This is a genomic window from Ferrovum myxofaciens (genome assembly GCF_000735045.1).
Lineage (GTDB): Bacteria > Pseudomonadota > Gammaproteobacteria > Burkholderiales > Ferrovaceae > Ferrovum > Ferrovum myxofaciens.
Window position 1 is genome coordinate 1 of the sequence record NZ_JPOQ01000030.1, and the last position, 14657, is coordinate 14657.

A 14657-nucleotide genomic window follows, 5' to 3' on the forward strand; every position below is an offset into this window, starting at 1 on the left:
CATGAAAAAGGAGGAAAATATCGAGTCATCGTGACCGATCACAGTACAATATAAGCGCGTAACCCCATGACCTAACCATCGGTCACGATAACCAGAATCACCGGTCATCTTCACCAGAATACGCAGCCCCACATCAAGCAGCAAATCACGCTGCGCATTGATGCTGAAGTGCTGGAATTTTTCAAGCACACGGGCAAGCGGTATCAGTCCCGTATCAATGCCGTGTTGCGCTCCTACGTTGACGCGCACAAGGCGCACGCGAAATGAACGACGGGGCTTGACGGGCACCGGGCCGATCAATACCCCCTCGGAATCACCAGCGCGACTTTGCCGCCATTGGTGGTCCAGCCACCGAGCGGGGTCGGATTGCCGCTGCTGTCCTGGCCTTGGTTGCCGCTGACCTCGAAGCACAGTCGCCCGTCGCACGTCGACCACCGCACGCGGCCGCCGCGCTTGTCCAGTGCGGCCACAGTGGCCTGCTCCTGCGCGATGGTGGCCTGTAGCTGCACCTGCTGGGCCAGCAGGCCGCTGACCTCGTGCCGTTCCCAGCCGACCAAGCCCCACGCGGCCAGGCCGACGATCAAGGTCAGGGCCAGAGCCAGGACCACGGCCTTTGCGCCAAACCACCGGCCAGCGGCGGCCATGCGGGCGTTGGCCGCCTCGACCGTCCGCGTCAACGACTGCTGCGCCCTGTTCAACGGATCGACCTGGCGCGCGATGATGTCCGCCGCCGTGGCTTGAAGCGTGCGCGTGAGCTGTTCCGTCAGCTGCGCGGTCATCTTCACCGCTTGCGCTTCCAGGCTTTGCCGACCGTCCGCCGCCGTTTTCCGCAGCCCCGCGCCGATCTCGGCCGCCGCCTTCTCGACCTCGGACAGCTCCGCATCCTTGGCGGCATGGATGGCCTTCATGGCCTGGCGGATTGCGTGATCCGACCCTTCCTTGACCGCCGCGCCCAGATCCTCGATGGCGTGCTGGATTGCCAGCAGGCCGTGCTGGCTGATGGCGAACGGAATCCACTCGGGCGATTCGAAATCGAGGCCGTAGGCCGCCGCCGCCGCATAGATCGCTTTCTTGTCCTCGTCGGGCAGTTGGCCCATGAGTTTGTCGAATGCCTGCTTGCTCATTTCCCCGCTCCCAGGCCGATCTTGTCCGCGACCTTATCCAGCTGCGCATCGGTATCCTTCATCCACCGGATGAGGCGCGACCGCTGCGCCCGCGACAACGGCGAACCATCGGCCGCCGCATCGGCGAAGCGCATCATGCGGTCATCAATGGCGACCATGACGCCGGCCTGCAGCTTCGGCAGGTCGATTTCCTCGCCGCCGTAGTCCGGCAGCATGGCGCGGCCCCGGCTGGGCGGGTTGCCGTTGCCGTCACCGAACCACATGTAGAAATCCTCATCGTCGCCGAACCAGCGATTCACGACCGCGACGTAATCGGCGCTCTTGCCCGCCAGATCGACCATTTGCTGCACCGTGCGCGTGCTCGACTGGAAGGGCGACAGAACATTGACCATCGTCGGCCTGTAGCCCGACCGCTGCAGCTCATCGAAGAAGCCTACTTCGGCGTCGAATTTCGCCAGCGCCGTGATCGACGCCGCCGGCATATCGACCAGGACCACCGGCAGGTCATAGTCCAGCATCGCCAGCAGCTTGTCGCGCTCTTTTTCCTCGCCCGTGACGCGCATCGTCATGACGCCATCACCGGCATTTTGCGTGGCCGGATTGCCGTCCTCATCCAGCTTGCAATAGTGCTGGTAAAGCTGACCCACTTCGCCATCTCCATCGACCAGAAGCGCCTTGATGCCATCGCGCGCATACCTGTCCGCAATGGCCCGCGTCATCGTTGACTTGCCGGTGCCGCCCTTGTCCGTCAGTACCATCACAAATCGTTTCATCGCATACCACGCTTGCTTGCCGCTGGTGTCAGCGTAGTTTCCGTCTCATCGCGCAGCACCTGCCGTTCCTCTGGCGTGACCGTTCGCCGCGCTTGCGGCGCGGCACTGTTTCCGCCTTCATACTCGACCTTTTTCGCGGCCTTTTCTGGTCGCTTCTTGGTCGATTGCCGCATAGCGGCCTTGAGCGTCGTTAGTCCGATGTCCACGCCGCCTTGTTTGAACGACTGCACGATTTCTTCAATCGTGTAGCCCTTCTCTTGCGCGGTTCTAATCTCGGCCTTCAGCGATGTGATGATGTCTTTCGCAGCCAGTCCCTTGTCCGCCTTCGGCTTCTCCGGGAGACTGGCGATGATCGATGCCACATCGTCACGTGCTTTCATTGTGAATGTCTTTTGTTTTCCTGCCATTATGTTTGTCCTCATGATTGACGTGATGCCGACCTTACGGCACCGAGTGCAACTTTATGCCCCGGTTTTGCCCTTGTCAATAATCGCCGCACGTGGTAAACATGTATGAACTGCCTGTGATAGTTGAGTATGGGACAGGGTAGGGGATGTAATACCGCCGCTGACGCGACAGTATTCCACCGGCCCGCGCCACTCGTTGCACTCGTTATGCTGGCCTTCCCTCCCTGCTCAGGGCTTCGCCCCGAGACCCCAACCCCGCGCTGCCACCGGCAGCGCCTGGCCTTCGGCCCCAAGTGAAATCCGAACAGAGGACCGCCGCAGATGAGCAACAGCGACAGCCGCAAGCGCACCCTGGCGCTTGCCGTGCGCGTCACGCCAGAAGAGGCGGACGCCATCAGGGAGAAGGCGCGCGACGCGGGCGCAACCGTGTCCGAGTTCCTGCGCGCCTGCGCGCTCGGACGCAAGACACGCAACACCGTCGATAGTCAGGTCATCAACGAGCTGCGCCGGCTCGGCGGCCTGCAGAAACACCTGTTCCTTGAGGGCGGCGGCGCGAACTCCTACGAGCACGCCGCCATCCTCATCGAGATCAAGAAGGCCGTGGCGAGGATTGCGACGTGATCCCCAAGGTCGTGCCGCACCGTGGCGACGGTAATAGCAGCTGGCGGCAGGCCGTCGAATACGTCAGCCGGCACTCGCCCGAGCGCGAGGCCGAGCTAGACCGCGAGGCGGGCGACATCGACCGCACCGCCGCCGAGCTGGCGCGCGACATCGAGCTGGCCGGCCGCTACGACGACGAGGCGGCGCTATCGCACCCGAGCCGCGACGCCACCCTGCGTGCGGCCTACGATGCCGAGCTGTCCGCCGATGGTCCGCCGCCGTCCAAGGCGCGCACCTTGAGCCAAGCACCCACCCTTGGGCGCGTGGGCGTGCTTCGCTTGGAAGGACAGGAAGAGGAACACGCCAAGGTCAAGGATGAGGCCGAACATGGGCGCGATCCGTCGCGGCCTACGATGTTCACGAACTGCCTTTCCGTGCGCACGGCGTACGCGGAAATGAAGGCGGTATCAGACATGTGCAGCCGGGCGAAAGACCCGGTTTATCACACGCTGCTGTCCTGGCGGCCGGGCGAGCGGCCGAGCGATGCGCAGATGTTCGAGGCCGGCCATGCCTCGATGAAGGCCGTAGGGATGGAGGGGCACCAGTACGTTTTCGCGGTCCACCGCGACACCGGAAACGACCACTTGCACATGCTCATCAACCGGGTGAATCCCGAGACGTACAAGGCCGTCTATCCGTCGCGCGACTTCTACAAGCTCGACCGTGTTTGCCGCGAGGTCGAACTCGCCCAGGGCTGGGAGCACGACAAGGGCCAGTATGCGGTCATCGACCGCGACGGCCAGAAGGCCATCGTTCGGGCGAGCAAGGAAACCCGGATGCAGGAGAAGCGCCCGACCAAGGCGCGCGACATGGAGGAAGTCGGCGGTCAGGAAAGCCTGTTCAGCTATGCGCGAGGCGAGCCGCGCCAGGCCGTCGCGGCGCTGCTGAAAGACCCGCGCACCAGCTGGCAGGACCTGCACGGCGAGCTTGCCAAGCATGGGCTTGAGCTGCGCGAGAAGGGCCAGGGCCTGGCGATCTACGACAAGACCCACCCGGAGCGCACGCCGATCAAGGCGAGCGACATGCACGAGGGGCTGGGCCGTGGCAAGCTGGTCAAGCGGCTGGGCGAGTACCAGCCGCCGATCCGTGCCATTCAGATCGAGCAGCCGGCCCGCAGCTACGACAAGCACCGAGAACCGGCGCGCGATCCGAGCCGGCGCGACCAGGCGCGGGAGGAACGCGCGCAGGCTAGAGCGCGCCTGCGGCAGCAGTACGACGAATGGCTGTCCGAGCAGACCAAGGCCCGGCAGCAGAGCCGCGCGGCCTTGCGCACCGGCGACCGAGCGCGCTTCACCGACCTGGCCGCGCACCACAAGGCGCGGCGCGAGCAAATCCGGCGAACCGACATGCCCGCGCCGATGCGCAAGGCGCTGTACAGCGTGGCCGCGATGGAGGCCCTGCAGGCGCGCGAGCAGCTGCGCGCCGAGCTGGACGACAAGAGGAAGGCCGAGCGGGCCGACCGGCCGCAGAATTTCCGCGAGTGGACGGGCGACCGCGCCCAGGAAGGCGACCAGGCCGCCATCAGCCAGCTGCGCGGCTGGGCCTACGCCGACCGACGCCGCGCGAAGGAGCTGGAAAAGGCCGAGCAGGAGAACGCCAAGAAGGACGGCATCACCATCGAGGCCCCGGCCGGCCGGCAGGAGCCGCTATCGCCGCGCCGCCTGGCGATGCTCGACCAGCTGGGCTACCAGGTGGATCGCCGCACGGGCGACGTGCATTACCAGGCCAAGGAACGGCACGTGTTCACCGACTCGGGGCGGCGCATCACGTTCAGCGCCGCCGGCGCCACCGACCGCGAGGCCCTGGCCGCCGGGCTGGCCCTGGCGCGGCAGAAGTTCGGCCAGACCCTCACACTGACCGGCAGCGAGCAATTCAAGGATGAGGCCATCCGCGTCACGGTTGAAAAGCGTCTGGACGTGCGCCTGGCCGATCCGGCACTGGAAGCTCGCAGGAAGGTCCTGGAAGCCGCCCGCGACGTTGCCAAGCCCCACCCCAGGGAGCGTGCCCAGGAACGCAACCAAGTCCCGGACAAGGGCCGCGGCGGGCAGGAGCGATAGCCGCGGATTACCGCTTCAGCAAGGTAACAAGCTGCTGCACGTTGAGGCCGCCGCCGACCAAGCTCGCGCGCATTGGCTCGAAGGCCGTAATCATGCGGCGATAGCGTCCCTCGGTCTGGCAGTGCGAGTTCAAATCGCGTCCTTTGAATCGGCTGAACCGACCCATCTTGTTGACCAGGAAGCCGGCGATGCTCATCTGGCCGCATTCGTTATTGCCATCAAACCCGTGGAATTTCACATCGGTGGCCCACTCGTCCACCTCGGCCGCGATGGCCGCTTTCTGCTCAGAATTAAGTCGTTCGTAGGCCTCCTCGATGAAGGACCACATGTCGAGAACGTCAACGACATAGGACACGTCTCGCGGGTTGTCTACGTGGTCGTGGAAGACCCCTTGCATATCCCATTTCGGTGCCCAGTAGTGGCCTCCGTAGATGACTTGAGCCAGGAAGTCGGGGTTCGACTCCGGGTCCTTGATCTTCAGTGCTTTGAATAGGTCGCCCATCATCAATATGAGCATCTTTTCCCCGTCGCTGAAGTGCACGGCGCGGCTCGAACCAGCCGACAGGCCCAGGTTGACTAGCCTGCGCACAGCTTCCGCTCGCGTTGGCTGGTCCGGTTGCTCGCTCGCCCACTCATCAACCCGCGCAAGTTGCTCTTCGTCGATCCGAAGCTCAAAGCGTTCCGATTTTGCTGCCATACCGTACCTCTTTCAGTTATGTACGTACACATGTCCGATATTGTACGTCATACATACGTACTGCAACAAGTCGATCCGTAAGCGCGAGCTGTGTCCAGGAAACGGTGGTTTTCTGAACGGTCTGCATGATCGCCGGTTTGACCTATCCAGGACGCGCCAAAACCGTTAAGATTGCCGTCACTTTTTCTATGTTTGGGTACTGTCCATGAAACAACGCATCGGCTATGCCCGCGTTTCGACGGATGACCAGCACCTTGAGTTGCAGCGGGATGCGCTGACGAAAGCCGGTTGCACCGCCATCTACGAGGAAGTGGCTAGCGGGAAATCGACCGCCCGACCGGAGCTTGAGCAGTGCCGCAAGGCACTGCGGGCTGGGGATACCCTTGTCGTGTGGCGGCTGGATCGACTCGGGCGCAGCCTGCCGGATTTGGTGCAGATCGTGGCCGAGCTGGAAGAGCGGGGCATCGGCTTTGAGAGCCTGAGCGAGAAGATCGAGACAGGCAGCGCAGCGGGCAGGCTGGTTTTCCATGTGTTCGCCGCCCTGTCGGAGTTCGAGCGGAACTTGATCCGCGAGCGCACACAGGCTGGTCTAGCCGCCGCCCGTGCACGTGGCCGCTCCGGTGGCCGTAAGCCAAAGCTGGACGACAAGCAGGTGCGCGAGATCAAGGCGCTTTTGCGGGACCCAGATATTAAGGTGGCTGAAGTTGCCCGCCGTTATGGTGTGTCGCGCACTACTCTTTACAAGCGCGTTGGCGTAGTAGCGCCAAGGCAATAATGTTATGGCAATGATGAGTGGAGGTGGCGTCATGGAAAGAACACTGGAAACAGTTCCACATAGCGCAGATGCTGGACCTGGCTTAACAGTTGGGTCAATTGAGACGTGCTCTACTGGAAAACAAAGGGATTTTGATCCGCTAACGAAAGGTTTTCAATTGCAATACGAGAAGCCCGGTGGCCGCTTGTTTCAAGGCAATTCACTCGACTGGCTTGAGTCACTTAATAACGCCAGCGTTGACCTTGTTTTTGCTGATCCACCTTACAACATCAAAAAGGCCAATTGGGATAATTTCGAGAGCCAAGAAGAATACATTGAATGGTCGATCAAATGGATCAAGCAAGCTTCTCGCGTTTTGAAGCCTACAGGGTCATTGTACGTGTGCGGGTTTTCGGAAATTCTTGCAGACCTGAAACACCCCGCATCGAAATACTTTAAGCATTGCCGTTGGCTGATTTGGCATTACAAAAACAAGGCCAACTTAGGGGGTGATTGGGGGCGCTCACACGAGAGCATAATCCACTTTAGAAAATCTGATGCCGCTAGGCTAAATATTGACGATGTTCGCACTCCGTATGGGGCGCATACGCTTAAATATCCATCCCATCCACAAGCAGAATCTAGCGCTTATGGGAAAGGCGCAAACAAGCAGCGTGACAACTGGACGCCAAATCCTAAAGGTGCGAAGCCAAAGGATGTTTTTGATATTCCGACCACCTGCAATGGCATGGGTGAGAAAACGCCACACCCTACGCAAAAGCCGGAAGAACTGGTACGCAAGTTTGTTTTGGCATCCTCAAATGAGGGCGATTTGGTGATTGACCCATTTTCCGGATCTGGAACGACGGCGGTTGTGGCGGAGCAGCTTAACCGACAGTGGATGGCTTGCGACCTTGATCCTCAGTACAACCACTGGGCGATACAAAGGCTTGGGCGCGTTCGATGCATGACGAAGGACGAGTGGATAGCACATGATCGAAAAACAGCAGAGCGAAGGGAGTCTATCCGATGAGTCTTTCCGATTTGATTAACCATGCGACGGACAAAGAGCGATTTCATGACGTTGAACATTACATTGAGTTTTGCGCTCGTTACTTGGAATACGTAGAGACTGGATTGCAGGCGCGCATCGTTTCGCAAAACGAAAGTCACTACCAGTTTTTCCAGTATAAGCAAGAAGGTAGTTTTAATATTACGCGTCCGCTAAATTCAAGGCTGATGTATGGCGCGGAAGACTTTGCACAAGCCGCACAACAATTCCGTGCAACGCTTGAACAGTTGCGGGATGGTCAACGACCATCCGACGATCTGCGCGCGAATCTTATTCGCACGATCTACACGCTTCAACAATCTGTTGGAGCTGCGCTTGATGGACTGCCCGCCGGGAGATCGAACCAAGCCAGAAAGGTGAATGGTGATTTATTCGAGCGACTTATCCGGCTGCTGATCGTTTCGCTTGATGTCGATTGCGTCTCAGGAACAATGCAAGTTCCAGTCAGGGACTTGGATGGAACCGAGCTTTTCAAATCAAGTTATCAGCATGACCTGTTATTGAGCAAAGATGGCGAGCTGAAAATAATTGGTTCCGTCAAGACTTCCAGCAAAGACCGAATTGACAAGGTTTTTATGGATAAATTTCTTTATAACCGACTTACGGACACGGCGCTTCCGCATATCGCAATATTTTTGAATGATGTGCAGCGCAAAAAAACGAGACGTGAAGATGAATATGGTGTAAGCGCCACGTTCCTGCCTGGGCATTTCAAGGCGTATACGGTCAAGCTGAATCCATTGGATGGCGTTTATTACTGCGACATTCGTCCAAACATGGTTGAGGATGCATTGCTTTCGCAATATATAAAAACCATCGACCACTTTTTCTATTGCGATCTGTGGGAGCTGTTAGATCGACAAGGGCAGACATTGGAAGATGTTGCAATCAAAGAAGAAGGCGGCGACGATGATGAGTGATCCACGTCAACGGCGTGCGCGGCCTCGACAATCGAAGCGGATGGCGATGACATGACAAAGGCATTCGCGGCAATCGCCTTGGTACGTAAGAACCCACACCTGGGGTTGTCCGTCCTGCTTTTCATTGTTGGCGTTGGGTCTTTGTGTGCCAATATCCCGACACTCGCCGGCGCATTATTCGGCGCGGGCGCATCACTGTTGGGGGCGTGGGTGACGGAGCTGAACAGTCGCCGCTCTCTTGCGGAGGACAAAGCTAGGCGCGAGGCCGAGGCGCGTAGGTATCTTGCTCCCGAGTTGAACCGGATCATCGAGAGGGTTCTCTACATTCATTCGCGCGCCATCCCAAATTTCACGACCGCATCGGTTGGGAACGAAATCAAGCCGAACGATTTACAAGAGGACTTCATCCCGTACATGCCGGTTCTGTATCCAAATGCGCCGCAGTTCCGTGATTTGTCGGGCGACGACGCGACGGCGCTGATTGCGTTTTATGACTCCCTTCATGCGCTGGAAAAATTCGTTCATGACTGGTGGGGGCGCGAAGGACAGTTGCCCGTGAATATATTCAACATGATTATGAAACTTGCCACTGACAGCTTGGTGCTTGCAGAGGCTTGTATTGTGCGGTTTGAATTGGAGAAACTTTTCCCGCCACAATACGAATCATGGGGCACGTTGTCGTCGCGCATTGAACGCTCGAAAGCGACCTCCGCGCAGTCACTGGAAAGTCACATAGCGAGGTTCGAGGCGAAGAGTCGCGGCAATTAGCCACGCGCTTCTCTGCCGGGTTCATCCTCTGCAACGCGCCAGCGCCAATACCGTTCAGGCTTGACCCACACGACCGTGGTTGCAGTCAGTTTGAGGAAGGCGGCTAGAACCGTTTTGCCGACAACCTGATTCCCGTCCGCATTCTCGGTCAGCAAATCTTCCCGCTTGGCTTTGACGAGGTAGTCCACCACGTCATCTTGATAGATGCAGCCTTCACGCTCGACCTTGGCGAGCATCCAAGCGGCCACTGTGTCGGGCGTCATCCTTCAGCCTTCGGCGCGGGCGTCACCTCTTCCAGCGAGCTGGCCGGGAATGCGCCCTGCTCCAATTTCTTGCCCGCGAACCACTGCGCGGTCACGGAGCCATCCTTAGCGTATTTAACCGTCATATCGGGGCCGCCCGACTTCAGCTTGACGATGGTGCCGACTGCGAAATCCTTACTCTGCGCCATTCCGGATCCTTATTTTTGTGGGGCGAGGGGCAATCCCTCGATCCTAGGCACCATTGGGGCAAACCGCGAAATTTCAACGGCTGTTCGACAGATCATTAAAAACTAGCCGCAAGCTAGCCGCAAGCCCGCAGCTTGCTGTCCGCTTTCGTTTAATGTAAGATAGCAGCTACCTACCAATTAGCAGGAGGTTCTTATGGCGGCAGTCGTCGCATTCGTTTCGCAGAAAGGCGGGGTAGGGAAGAGCACTCTTTCCCGCGCCTTGGCGCGCGAGGCCGCCGCCGGCGGGCTGCGCGTCAAGGTGGCCGACCTGGACACCCAGCAAGGCACGTCCGTTGATTGGCACCGACAACGGCTCAATGCCAGTATCGAGCCGGTTGTGTCCGTCGAGGCGTTCGCCACGGCCGCGCAGGCCCTCGGCATCGCCAACGGTTTCGACATCCTCATCCTGGACGGCCCGGCGAGAACCAGCCAGGCGACGCTTGAAATCGCCCGAGCCGCCAATCTGGTTGTGCAGCCCACAGGCGCATCGCTGGACGATCTGCGGCCCGCTGTGCGGGAGTTTCACGCCTTGGTCAAGGCCGGCATACCGGCCGGACGCTTGGCGTTCGCCCTGAACCGCATCGGCACGCCGGCAGAAGAGGCTGAGACGCGCGCCTACCTGGCGGAAGCGGGCTATGCCGTCCTGGACGGTTGCTTGCTTGAGCGGCCGGCCTATCGGCAGGCGCAGAACGCCGGGCACGCGATTACCGAAACCCGTTACGTGGCCCTCAACGAGCGGGCCGACATCCTGATTCAATCCCTCATCGACCGAGTGACGAACAATGGCTAACGTATCCAAATTGAAGAGAAATACCCTCGGCGTACCGCCGCCGATGGAAGAGGCGAGCACCAACCTTCACGCCCCGGAGGCGGTCCCGGCCGTCCACGTGTCGCCGGCCGGCTCTGTGCCGATCCCGCGCATGGACGGGCGCTCTGCGCGCCGCACCAATCGAACCCTGCAATTCGCAACCCGCGTCAGACCCGAATGGGATGCCGAGTTACGGGCGCTTGCGCAGCGCGACGGATTGCTGCTTGTCGAGGTCCTGGAACGTGCCCTGGAACTCTACAAGAAACAGGCAGCTAGCCGCTAACTACCGGCAAGCGAGCGGCTATGGTGGAGTTTATGGGTGACACCAAAAAGAAAGGCAGCAGCGGTCCCGTGCAGATGGACGAGGCCCTGGCCTCGTCGCTGGCCCGGCTCGGCCAAGCCGTGCGAGCGCGGAACAGCGGAGAGAAAGCGACGCAAGGCGAATTGCCGCTGGATGGTGCCGCCCCCGAGGACTTGGGCGCATTCGAGGACGATGCCTTGAGCGAGCAGGACGTGATCGAAAGCTGGGATATGCCCGCCGAGAATGTCCCGCTCGACAGCTTGGATTCCTTGCGTGACGCTCACCGCGTGCTGTCTGAACAGATCGTGGCGGCCAATCGGGAGCTGGCGCGCGTCGCCAAGCCGGACAACCTTGATAGCCCGGAAGTCCGCGCAGTGCGCGAACGCCTTGCCGCATTGCAGGCACAGCGTGCCGGACTGGATGCGGCTATCGAGGACCAAATGCATGTCCTCAAGGCGCGGCAGCGCGCCGAGGCCCGCGCGGCTGCGTCGGCGGCCGACAGCAGCCCGCAGGCCCAGGGCGGGCTGGTCAAGGTCCGCCACCCGAACCGGGATTTCTTCCTGGCCGACATGTTCGACTATGCCTTGAAGGATGACGGCGCGAGCATGGAAGCGCCGATCTTCACTCTAGCGACCAAGCCAGACTTGAGCATCTGGGAGTGGTCGAGCCGCGACGGCAACAGGGCCGTGAAGGTTACGCCGTCCGTGCTTGGCAGGGCCACACAACACGACAAGGACATTCTGATTTACGTGGTTTCGCAGATGACCGAGGGGCTGAACCGGGGCCGCGACGACGCGAAGAATCGGACGGTCCGTTTCACGGTCTATGACCTTCTGGTGGCGACAAACCGTGACACCAGCGGGCGCGGGTACAAGCTGCTGCATGAGACATTCGAGCGGTTGCGCGGCACGTCGATTACGACCGACATCAGAACCGGCGGGCAGCGAGTCCGGGAGGGCTTCGGCATCATCGACCGTTGGAAGATCATCGAGAAATCGCAGACCGACGAGCGCATGATCGCCGTCGAGGTCACTTTGTCCGAGTGGCTTTACAACGCCGTCCAGGCGTATGAAGTTCTAACGATTCACCCGGACTATTTCCGGCTGCGCAAGCCCCTGGCGCGACGGCTCTACGAGCTGGCCCGCAAGCACTGCGGCCACCAGGCGCAATGGAAGATCGGTCTTGAGCTGCTGCAAGCCAAGGCCGGCAGCAAATCGACCCTCAAAGAATTCCGGCGGGCCGTGCGCGCCATCGAGGCCGACAACAGCCTGCCCGAGTACCGTCTTGTTCTCAACGACGACGACAGCGTGACGTTCCACACCAGGGACGCTAAAAGACTGCTGGCCAGCATCGCCGGGCGGCCATGAGACACCACATAGGAAGCGTGTACACGCTTCCTATCGTGTTTTCACCCACCGCCGCCGGGCTATCGTGTTTTCACCCACCGCAGGCCCGCCGCTCCGCACGCGGCAATAGGTGCGCCTGTGGATGGACACGTGTTTTCACCCACCTTTTCCTGTGGATGGACACGTGTTTTCACCCACCGGGGACACGTGTTTTCACCCACCGAACCACCCCGCGAACCCAGCAACGGCGCGGGTTTGCAAAACCGTAACGCGCGCGCGCGATTCTTAACTTTAAAAATCTTTAACGCGATCCGCGCCGCTACCTCTGTGGATAACGCTGCCACCAAGCGGCCCAAGGGCCGGGGCACCCCTGCGGGGTTCCCCCGCTTCGCGGCTCCCCCTCCCTGCATATCGTGCCCCCCAGAGGGGGGCGACCAGGCCCCCGGCCGGGACGCCACCGCCTTCACCTTGGAGTGACCGCGCCGCAGGCCCAAGGGTTTTGAAAAGCGGGCTTGCAAGGGGGTGGTCCGCCGCCGGTGTCGCCATGATCGAGCGGCAGCGGTACACGGACGTCCGCAGGGTTGACGCCAAGAAGAAGGGCAGGGCGGCCACTTGGCCGCGCGGCCAAGTTGTCCACGTGCAAACGCTCAGATTCCAGATTTGCGCGCGTGTACACGCGCTGCCCCGAGCGAATCGCCGAACGGTGCCGCGACCGTGATCCCGGACGGTCCCGCCGGAGGCCATAGAAGGCCGTCAGCGCATTTTCCGCCTCGACCCGGCACAACCCCTTACCCGACCGCTCGCTTGGCCTCTACGGGCTTTGTGGCGCGTCCTGGCGCTCGACCGTGCGCGCCGACCTGGCCGCGGCTGGCAGGCCGTCCCGCGTCCGTGCTGCCGGGCTTGCGCTTTTCCATATCGTAGCGTATCATATCAATCATATCGTACCGTATCATATCGGAAAGGAGCCGCAGCATGGGACGCGAAGCCACCATCACCCCCGAGCAGGTCCACGCGGTCGCCGACGCCATCAAGGCCGAAGGCAGCAAACCCACGCTGCGCGCCGTGCGCGAGCGGCTGGGGCAGGGCAGCATGGGCACCATCGCCAAGCTGTTGCAGCAGTGGAAGGCCGGCCAGGAACGCCAGGCCGCTGCCGAGCTGGTCTTACCCCCGGCCTTGCAGCGCGCGGTCCTGGACTTCATGGCCGCCGAGCTGTCGGCCACCCGCGCCCCGCTCGAAGCCGAACTGGCCGAGCAGCAGCAGACCGCCGCCGACCTTGCCGCGGAGAACGAGCGCCAGGCCGACACCATCACCGAGCAAGGCGAAGCCCTGGACGCCCTGGCGGCCGAGAAGGCCGCCGCCGAGGGCAAGGCCGGGCAACTGGCCGCCGACCTGATTGGTGCGAAGGAAGAAGCCGTGCACGAGCGCCAGGCCGCCGAGGCGGCCCGCACCGAGCTGGCGAAGGCCACCCTTCGCCTTGAGGCCATGCCCCGGCTGGAAGCCGACCTGGCCGCGATCCGCGCCGAGCTGGCGAAAGAGCGCCAAGGGCGCATCGAGGCCGAGCAGCAGGCGGCCGTGCTGACCGCGCAGAAAGCCGACCTGGAAGGCCGGCTGGTGGACGCCAAGAAGGAAGCAGAGCGCACCGCCGCGCAGTTGCAGCGGGCGCAGGAACGCGCCGAGCAGCAGGCCGAGGCCCTGGCCGACGCCCGCGTGACGATCCAGACCGCGCAGGCCCGCGCCGAGGACCTGGCCGGCCAGGTGGAGCAGGCCCGCAAGGATGCCAAGGCCGCCGGCGAGGAAGCCGCGATCCTGCGCGGTCAGATCGCAGCGCAGGGCGAGCGGCCGGCGAGCGCCACGGCCCCGAAAAGCAAAACGCCCAAGGCATGAGTTGCTTAGCTTGATGTAACTACAAAACGAGACTACAATAAAGCCGCGATGGAACTTGAATGGGACGCCGACAAAGCGGCACGAAACATGGAAAAGCACGGCGTTTCCTTCGAGGATGCCGGGCTTGTTTTTTACGACGCTGGGCGGATTGAGGCCTACGACGGACGCGAGGACTACGGGGAAGATCGATGGGCCACGATTGGGCTTGCTTACTCGGCTGTCCTGTATGTGGTCTACACCGTTCGACACGAGGACGCCATCCGTCTTCTCTCTGCGAGGAAAGCCAATGCCGACGAAAGAAAGCAATATCGTGAAGCGAACTCTTGACCTGAAAAAGCCGCCCGTCTTGAGCGCCGAGCAGAAGGCCCGGCTAGATGCTGTGGCTTCGATGCCGGATGAGCAGATCGACTACAGCGACGCGCCGAGCCTGCCTGCTGCTGTCTGGCTGAAGGCAGCAGCGGAGTTGCCCCTGGGTATTCTGGACCAACGTGACCGGTCATTCTGATTTATCGTGACCGGTCATTCTGGTTATCGTGACCGCCTGTTCTGATTTATCGTGACCGATTTGGCGGGTTTCCGGAATCTTCGGTCACGAT

At 61.2% G+C, this 14657-nt stretch carries 19 protein-coding genes; 12 read left to right on the forward strand and 7 right to left on the reverse strand.

All coding sequences use genetic code 11. From position 1 onward, the window contains the following. The 4 genes from IV91_RS20005 to IV91_RS16705 form a co-directional block, all read right to left on the reverse strand. Positions 1 to 300: hypothetical protein (locus IV91_RS20005; RefSeq protein ID WP_035417233.1), on the reverse strand; the 300-nt coding region annotated here is incomplete at its 3' end. Beyond that, a complete protein-coding gene (locus tag IV91_RS0105480; protein ID WP_013124594.1) occupies positions 297 to 1124 on the reverse strand; it encodes a hypothetical protein in 828 nt (275 codons plus the stop codon). The genes IV91_RS20005 and IV91_RS0105480, both read right to left, overlap by 4 nt. Then, positions 1121 to 1897: a cobyric acid synthase CobQ gene (locus tag IV91_RS0105485; RefSeq protein ID WP_013124595.1), complete on the reverse strand. Its 777-nt coding sequence runs from the start codon at positions 1895 to 1897 to the stop codon at positions 1121 to 1123. Before IV91_RS0105485 ends, IV91_RS0105480 begins: the two co-directional genes overlap by 4 nt. Then, positions 1894 to 2304: a hypothetical protein gene (locus IV91_RS16705; protein ID WP_051862140.1), complete on the reverse strand. Its 411-nt coding sequence runs from the start codon at positions 2302 to 2304 to the stop codon at positions 1894 to 1896. The genes IV91_RS0105485 and IV91_RS16705 overlap by 4 nt, the downstream gene beginning before the upstream one ends. A gap of 321 nt (positions 2305 to 2625) precedes the next feature. Here IV91_RS16705 and mobA point away from each other — a divergent pair, with 321 nt between their 5' ends. Together mobA and traI are read left to right on the forward strand one after the other, a co-directional pair. After that, positions 2626 to 2925 carry a plasmid mobilization protein MobA gene (mobA, locus tag IV91_RS0105495; RefSeq protein ID WP_031596683.1) on the forward strand — a complete coding sequence of 100 codons (300 nt, stop codon included), beginning with the start codon at positions 2626 to 2628 and terminating at the stop codon, positions 2923 to 2925. Beyond that, a complete protein-coding gene (traI, locus tag IV91_RS0105500; RefSeq protein WP_051862141.1) occupies positions 2922 to 5021 on the forward strand; it encodes a TraI/MobA(P) family conjugative relaxase in 2100 nt (699 codons plus the stop codon). The genes mobA and traI overlap by 4 nt, the downstream gene beginning before the upstream one ends. A 7-nt stretch (positions 5022 to 5028) precedes the next feature. Here traI and IV91_RS0105505 read toward each other — a convergent pair whose 3' ends face one another. Continuing rightward, positions 5029 to 5718 (reverse strand): YfbU family protein, encoded by a 690-nt coding sequence (locus tag IV91_RS0105505; protein ID WP_013124599.1) that lies wholly within the window; start codon positions 5716 to 5718, stop codon positions 5029 to 5031. A 205-nt stretch (positions 5719 to 5923) separates the two neighbouring features. On the opposite strand from IV91_RS0105505, the gene IV91_RS0105510 reads away from it, so the two are divergent. Genes IV91_RS0105510 through IV91_RS0105525 form a run of 4 tightly spaced genes read left to right on the forward strand, consistent with a single transcriptional unit; the run spans position 5924 to position 9232 of the window. Then, positions 5924 to 6493, forward strand: coding sequence for a recombinase family protein (locus tag IV91_RS0105510; RefSeq protein ID WP_031596686.1), 570 nt, complete (start codon positions 5924 to 5926; stop codon positions 6491 to 6493). 31 nt (positions 6494 to 6524) lie between these two features. Next, positions 6525 to 7505, forward strand: coding sequence for a DNA-methyltransferase (locus IV91_RS0105515; RefSeq protein ID WP_084189939.1), 981 nt, complete (start codon positions 6525 to 6527; stop codon positions 7503 to 7505). Next, positions 7502 to 8464 carry a hypothetical protein gene (locus IV91_RS0105520; RefSeq protein WP_051862142.1) on the forward strand — a complete coding sequence of 321 codons (963 nt, stop codon included), beginning with the start codon at positions 7502 to 7504 and terminating at the stop codon, positions 8462 to 8464. The genes IV91_RS0105515 and IV91_RS0105520 overlap by 4 nt, the downstream gene beginning before the upstream one ends. Before the next feature lie 51 nt (positions 8465 to 8515). Then, entirely contained in the window at positions 8516 to 9232 is a 717-nt protein-coding gene (locus IV91_RS0105525; RefSeq protein ID WP_031596689.1) for a hypothetical protein, read from the forward strand. On the opposite strand, the gene IV91_RS0105530 is transcribed toward IV91_RS0105525, so the two are convergent. Together IV91_RS0105530 and IV91_RS0105535 are read right to left on the reverse strand one after the other, a co-directional pair. Beyond that, positions 9229 to 9495, reverse strand: coding sequence for a DUF6953 family protein (locus IV91_RS0105530; protein ID WP_031596690.1), 267 nt, complete (start codon positions 9493 to 9495; stop codon positions 9229 to 9231). The genes IV91_RS0105525 and IV91_RS0105530 overlap by 4 nt on opposite strands. Further along, complete coding sequence (locus IV91_RS0105535; RefSeq protein WP_031596691.1) at positions 9492 to 9683, reverse strand: YodC family protein; 192 nt, start codon at positions 9681 to 9683, stop codon at positions 9492 to 9494. The genes IV91_RS0105530 and IV91_RS0105535 overlap by 4 nt, the downstream gene beginning before the upstream one ends. Before the next feature lie 193 nt (positions 9684 to 9876). On the opposite strand from IV91_RS0105535, the gene IV91_RS0105540 reads away from it, so the two are divergent. The 6 genes from IV91_RS0105540 to IV91_RS16710 all read left to right on the forward strand — a co-directional run bounded on the left by IV91_RS0105540 (position 9877) and on the right by IV91_RS16710 (position 14566). Then, a complete protein-coding gene (locus IV91_RS0105540) occupies positions 9877 to 10512 on the forward strand; it encodes a ParA family protein (RefSeq protein ID WP_031596692.1) in 636 nt (211 codons plus the stop codon). Next, positions 10505 to 10813 (forward strand): hypothetical protein, encoded by a 309-nt coding sequence (locus tag IV91_RS19680; protein WP_031596693.1) that lies wholly within the window; start codon positions 10505 to 10507, stop codon positions 10811 to 10813. The genes IV91_RS0105540 and IV91_RS19680 overlap by 8 nt, the downstream gene beginning before the upstream one ends. Positions 10814 to 10845: 32 nt before the next feature. Next, positions 10846 to 12198 (forward strand): replication initiator protein A, encoded by a 1353-nt coding sequence (locus IV91_RS0105550; protein WP_200874333.1) that lies wholly within the window; start codon positions 10846 to 10848, stop codon positions 12196 to 12198. 951 nt (positions 12199 to 13149) lie between these two features. Next, a complete protein-coding gene (locus IV91_RS0105565; protein ID WP_051862143.1) occupies positions 13150 to 14061 on the forward strand; it encodes a DNA-binding protein in 912 nt (303 codons plus the stop codon). 48 nt (positions 14062 to 14109) lie between these two features. After that, complete coding sequence (locus tag IV91_RS0105570) at positions 14110 to 14388, forward strand: BrnT family toxin (RefSeq protein WP_013124592.1); 279 nt, start codon at positions 14110 to 14112, stop codon at positions 14386 to 14388. Next, positions 14348 to 14566, forward strand: coding sequence for a hypothetical protein (locus IV91_RS16710; RefSeq protein ID WP_200874334.1), 219 nt, complete (start codon positions 14348 to 14350; stop codon positions 14564 to 14566). Before IV91_RS0105570 ends, IV91_RS16710 begins: the two co-directional genes overlap by 41 nt. Positions 14567 to 14657: the final 91 nt, after the last annotated feature.

Bases quoted from the DNA above. Each gene is read 5' to 3' on its own strand.
- IV91_RS0105565 (WP_051862143.1), top strand. From the start codon at position 13,150: ATGGGACGCGAAGCCACCATCACCCCCGAGCAGGTCCACGCGGTCGCC.
- IV91_RS0105485 (WP_013124595.1), bottom strand. From the start codon at position 1,897: ATGAAACGATTTGTGATGGTACTGACGGACAAGGGCGGCACCGGCAAG.
- IV91_RS0105505 (WP_013124599.1), bottom strand. From the start codon at position 5,718: ATGGCAGCAAAATCGGAACGCTTTGAGCTTCGGATCGACGAAGAGCAA.
- IV91_RS0105515 (WP_084189939.1), top strand. From the start codon at position 6,525: ATGGAAAGAACACTGGAAACAGTTCCACATAGCGCAGATGCTGGACCT.
- IV91_RS16710 (WP_200874334.1), top strand. From the start codon at position 14,348: ATGCCGACGAAAGAAAGCAATATCGTGAAGCGAACTCTTGACCTGAAA.
- IV91_RS19680 (WP_031596693.1), top strand. From the start codon at position 10,505: ATGGCTAACGTATCCAAATTGAAGAGAAATACCCTCGGCGTACCGCCG.
- IV91_RS0105510 (WP_031596686.1), top strand. From the start codon at position 5,924: ATGAAACAACGCATCGGCTATGCCCGCGTTTCGACGGATGACCAGCAC.
- IV91_RS16705 (WP_051862140.1), bottom strand. From the start codon at position 2,304: ATGGCAGGAAAACAAAAGACATTCACAATGAAAGCACGTGACGATGTG.
- IV91_RS0105480 (WP_013124594.1), bottom strand. From the start codon at position 1,124: ATGAGCAAGCAGGCATTCGACAAACTCATGGGCCAACTGCCCGACGAG.
- IV91_RS0105535 (WP_031596691.1), bottom strand. From the start codon at position 9,683: ATGGCGCAGAGTAAGGATTTCGCAGTCGGCACCATCGTCAAGCTGAAG.
- mobA (WP_031596683.1), top strand. From the start codon at position 2,626: ATGAGCAACAGCGACAGCCGCAAGCGCACCCTGGCGCTTGCCGTGCGC.
- IV91_RS0105550 (WP_200874333.1), top strand. From the start codon at position 10,846: ATGGGTGACACCAAAAAGAAAGGCAGCAGCGGTCCCGTGCAGATGGAC.
- IV91_RS0105525 (WP_031596689.1), top strand. From the start codon at position 8,516: ATGACAAAGGCATTCGCGGCAATCGCCTTGGTACGTAAGAACCCACAC.
- IV91_RS0105570 (WP_013124592.1), top strand. From the start codon at position 14,110: ATGGAACTTGAATGGGACGCCGACAAAGCGGCACGAAACATGGAAAAG.
- IV91_RS0105530 (WP_031596690.1), bottom strand. From the start codon at position 9,495: ATGACGCCCGACACAGTGGCCGCTTGGATGCTCGCCAAGGTCGAGCGT.
- IV91_RS0105520 (WP_051862142.1), top strand. From the start codon at position 7,502: ATGAGTCTTTCCGATTTGATTAACCATGCGACGGACAAAGAGCGATTT.
- IV91_RS0105540 (WP_031596692.1), top strand. From the start codon at position 9,877: ATGGCGGCAGTCGTCGCATTCGTTTCGCAGAAAGGCGGGGTAGGGAAG.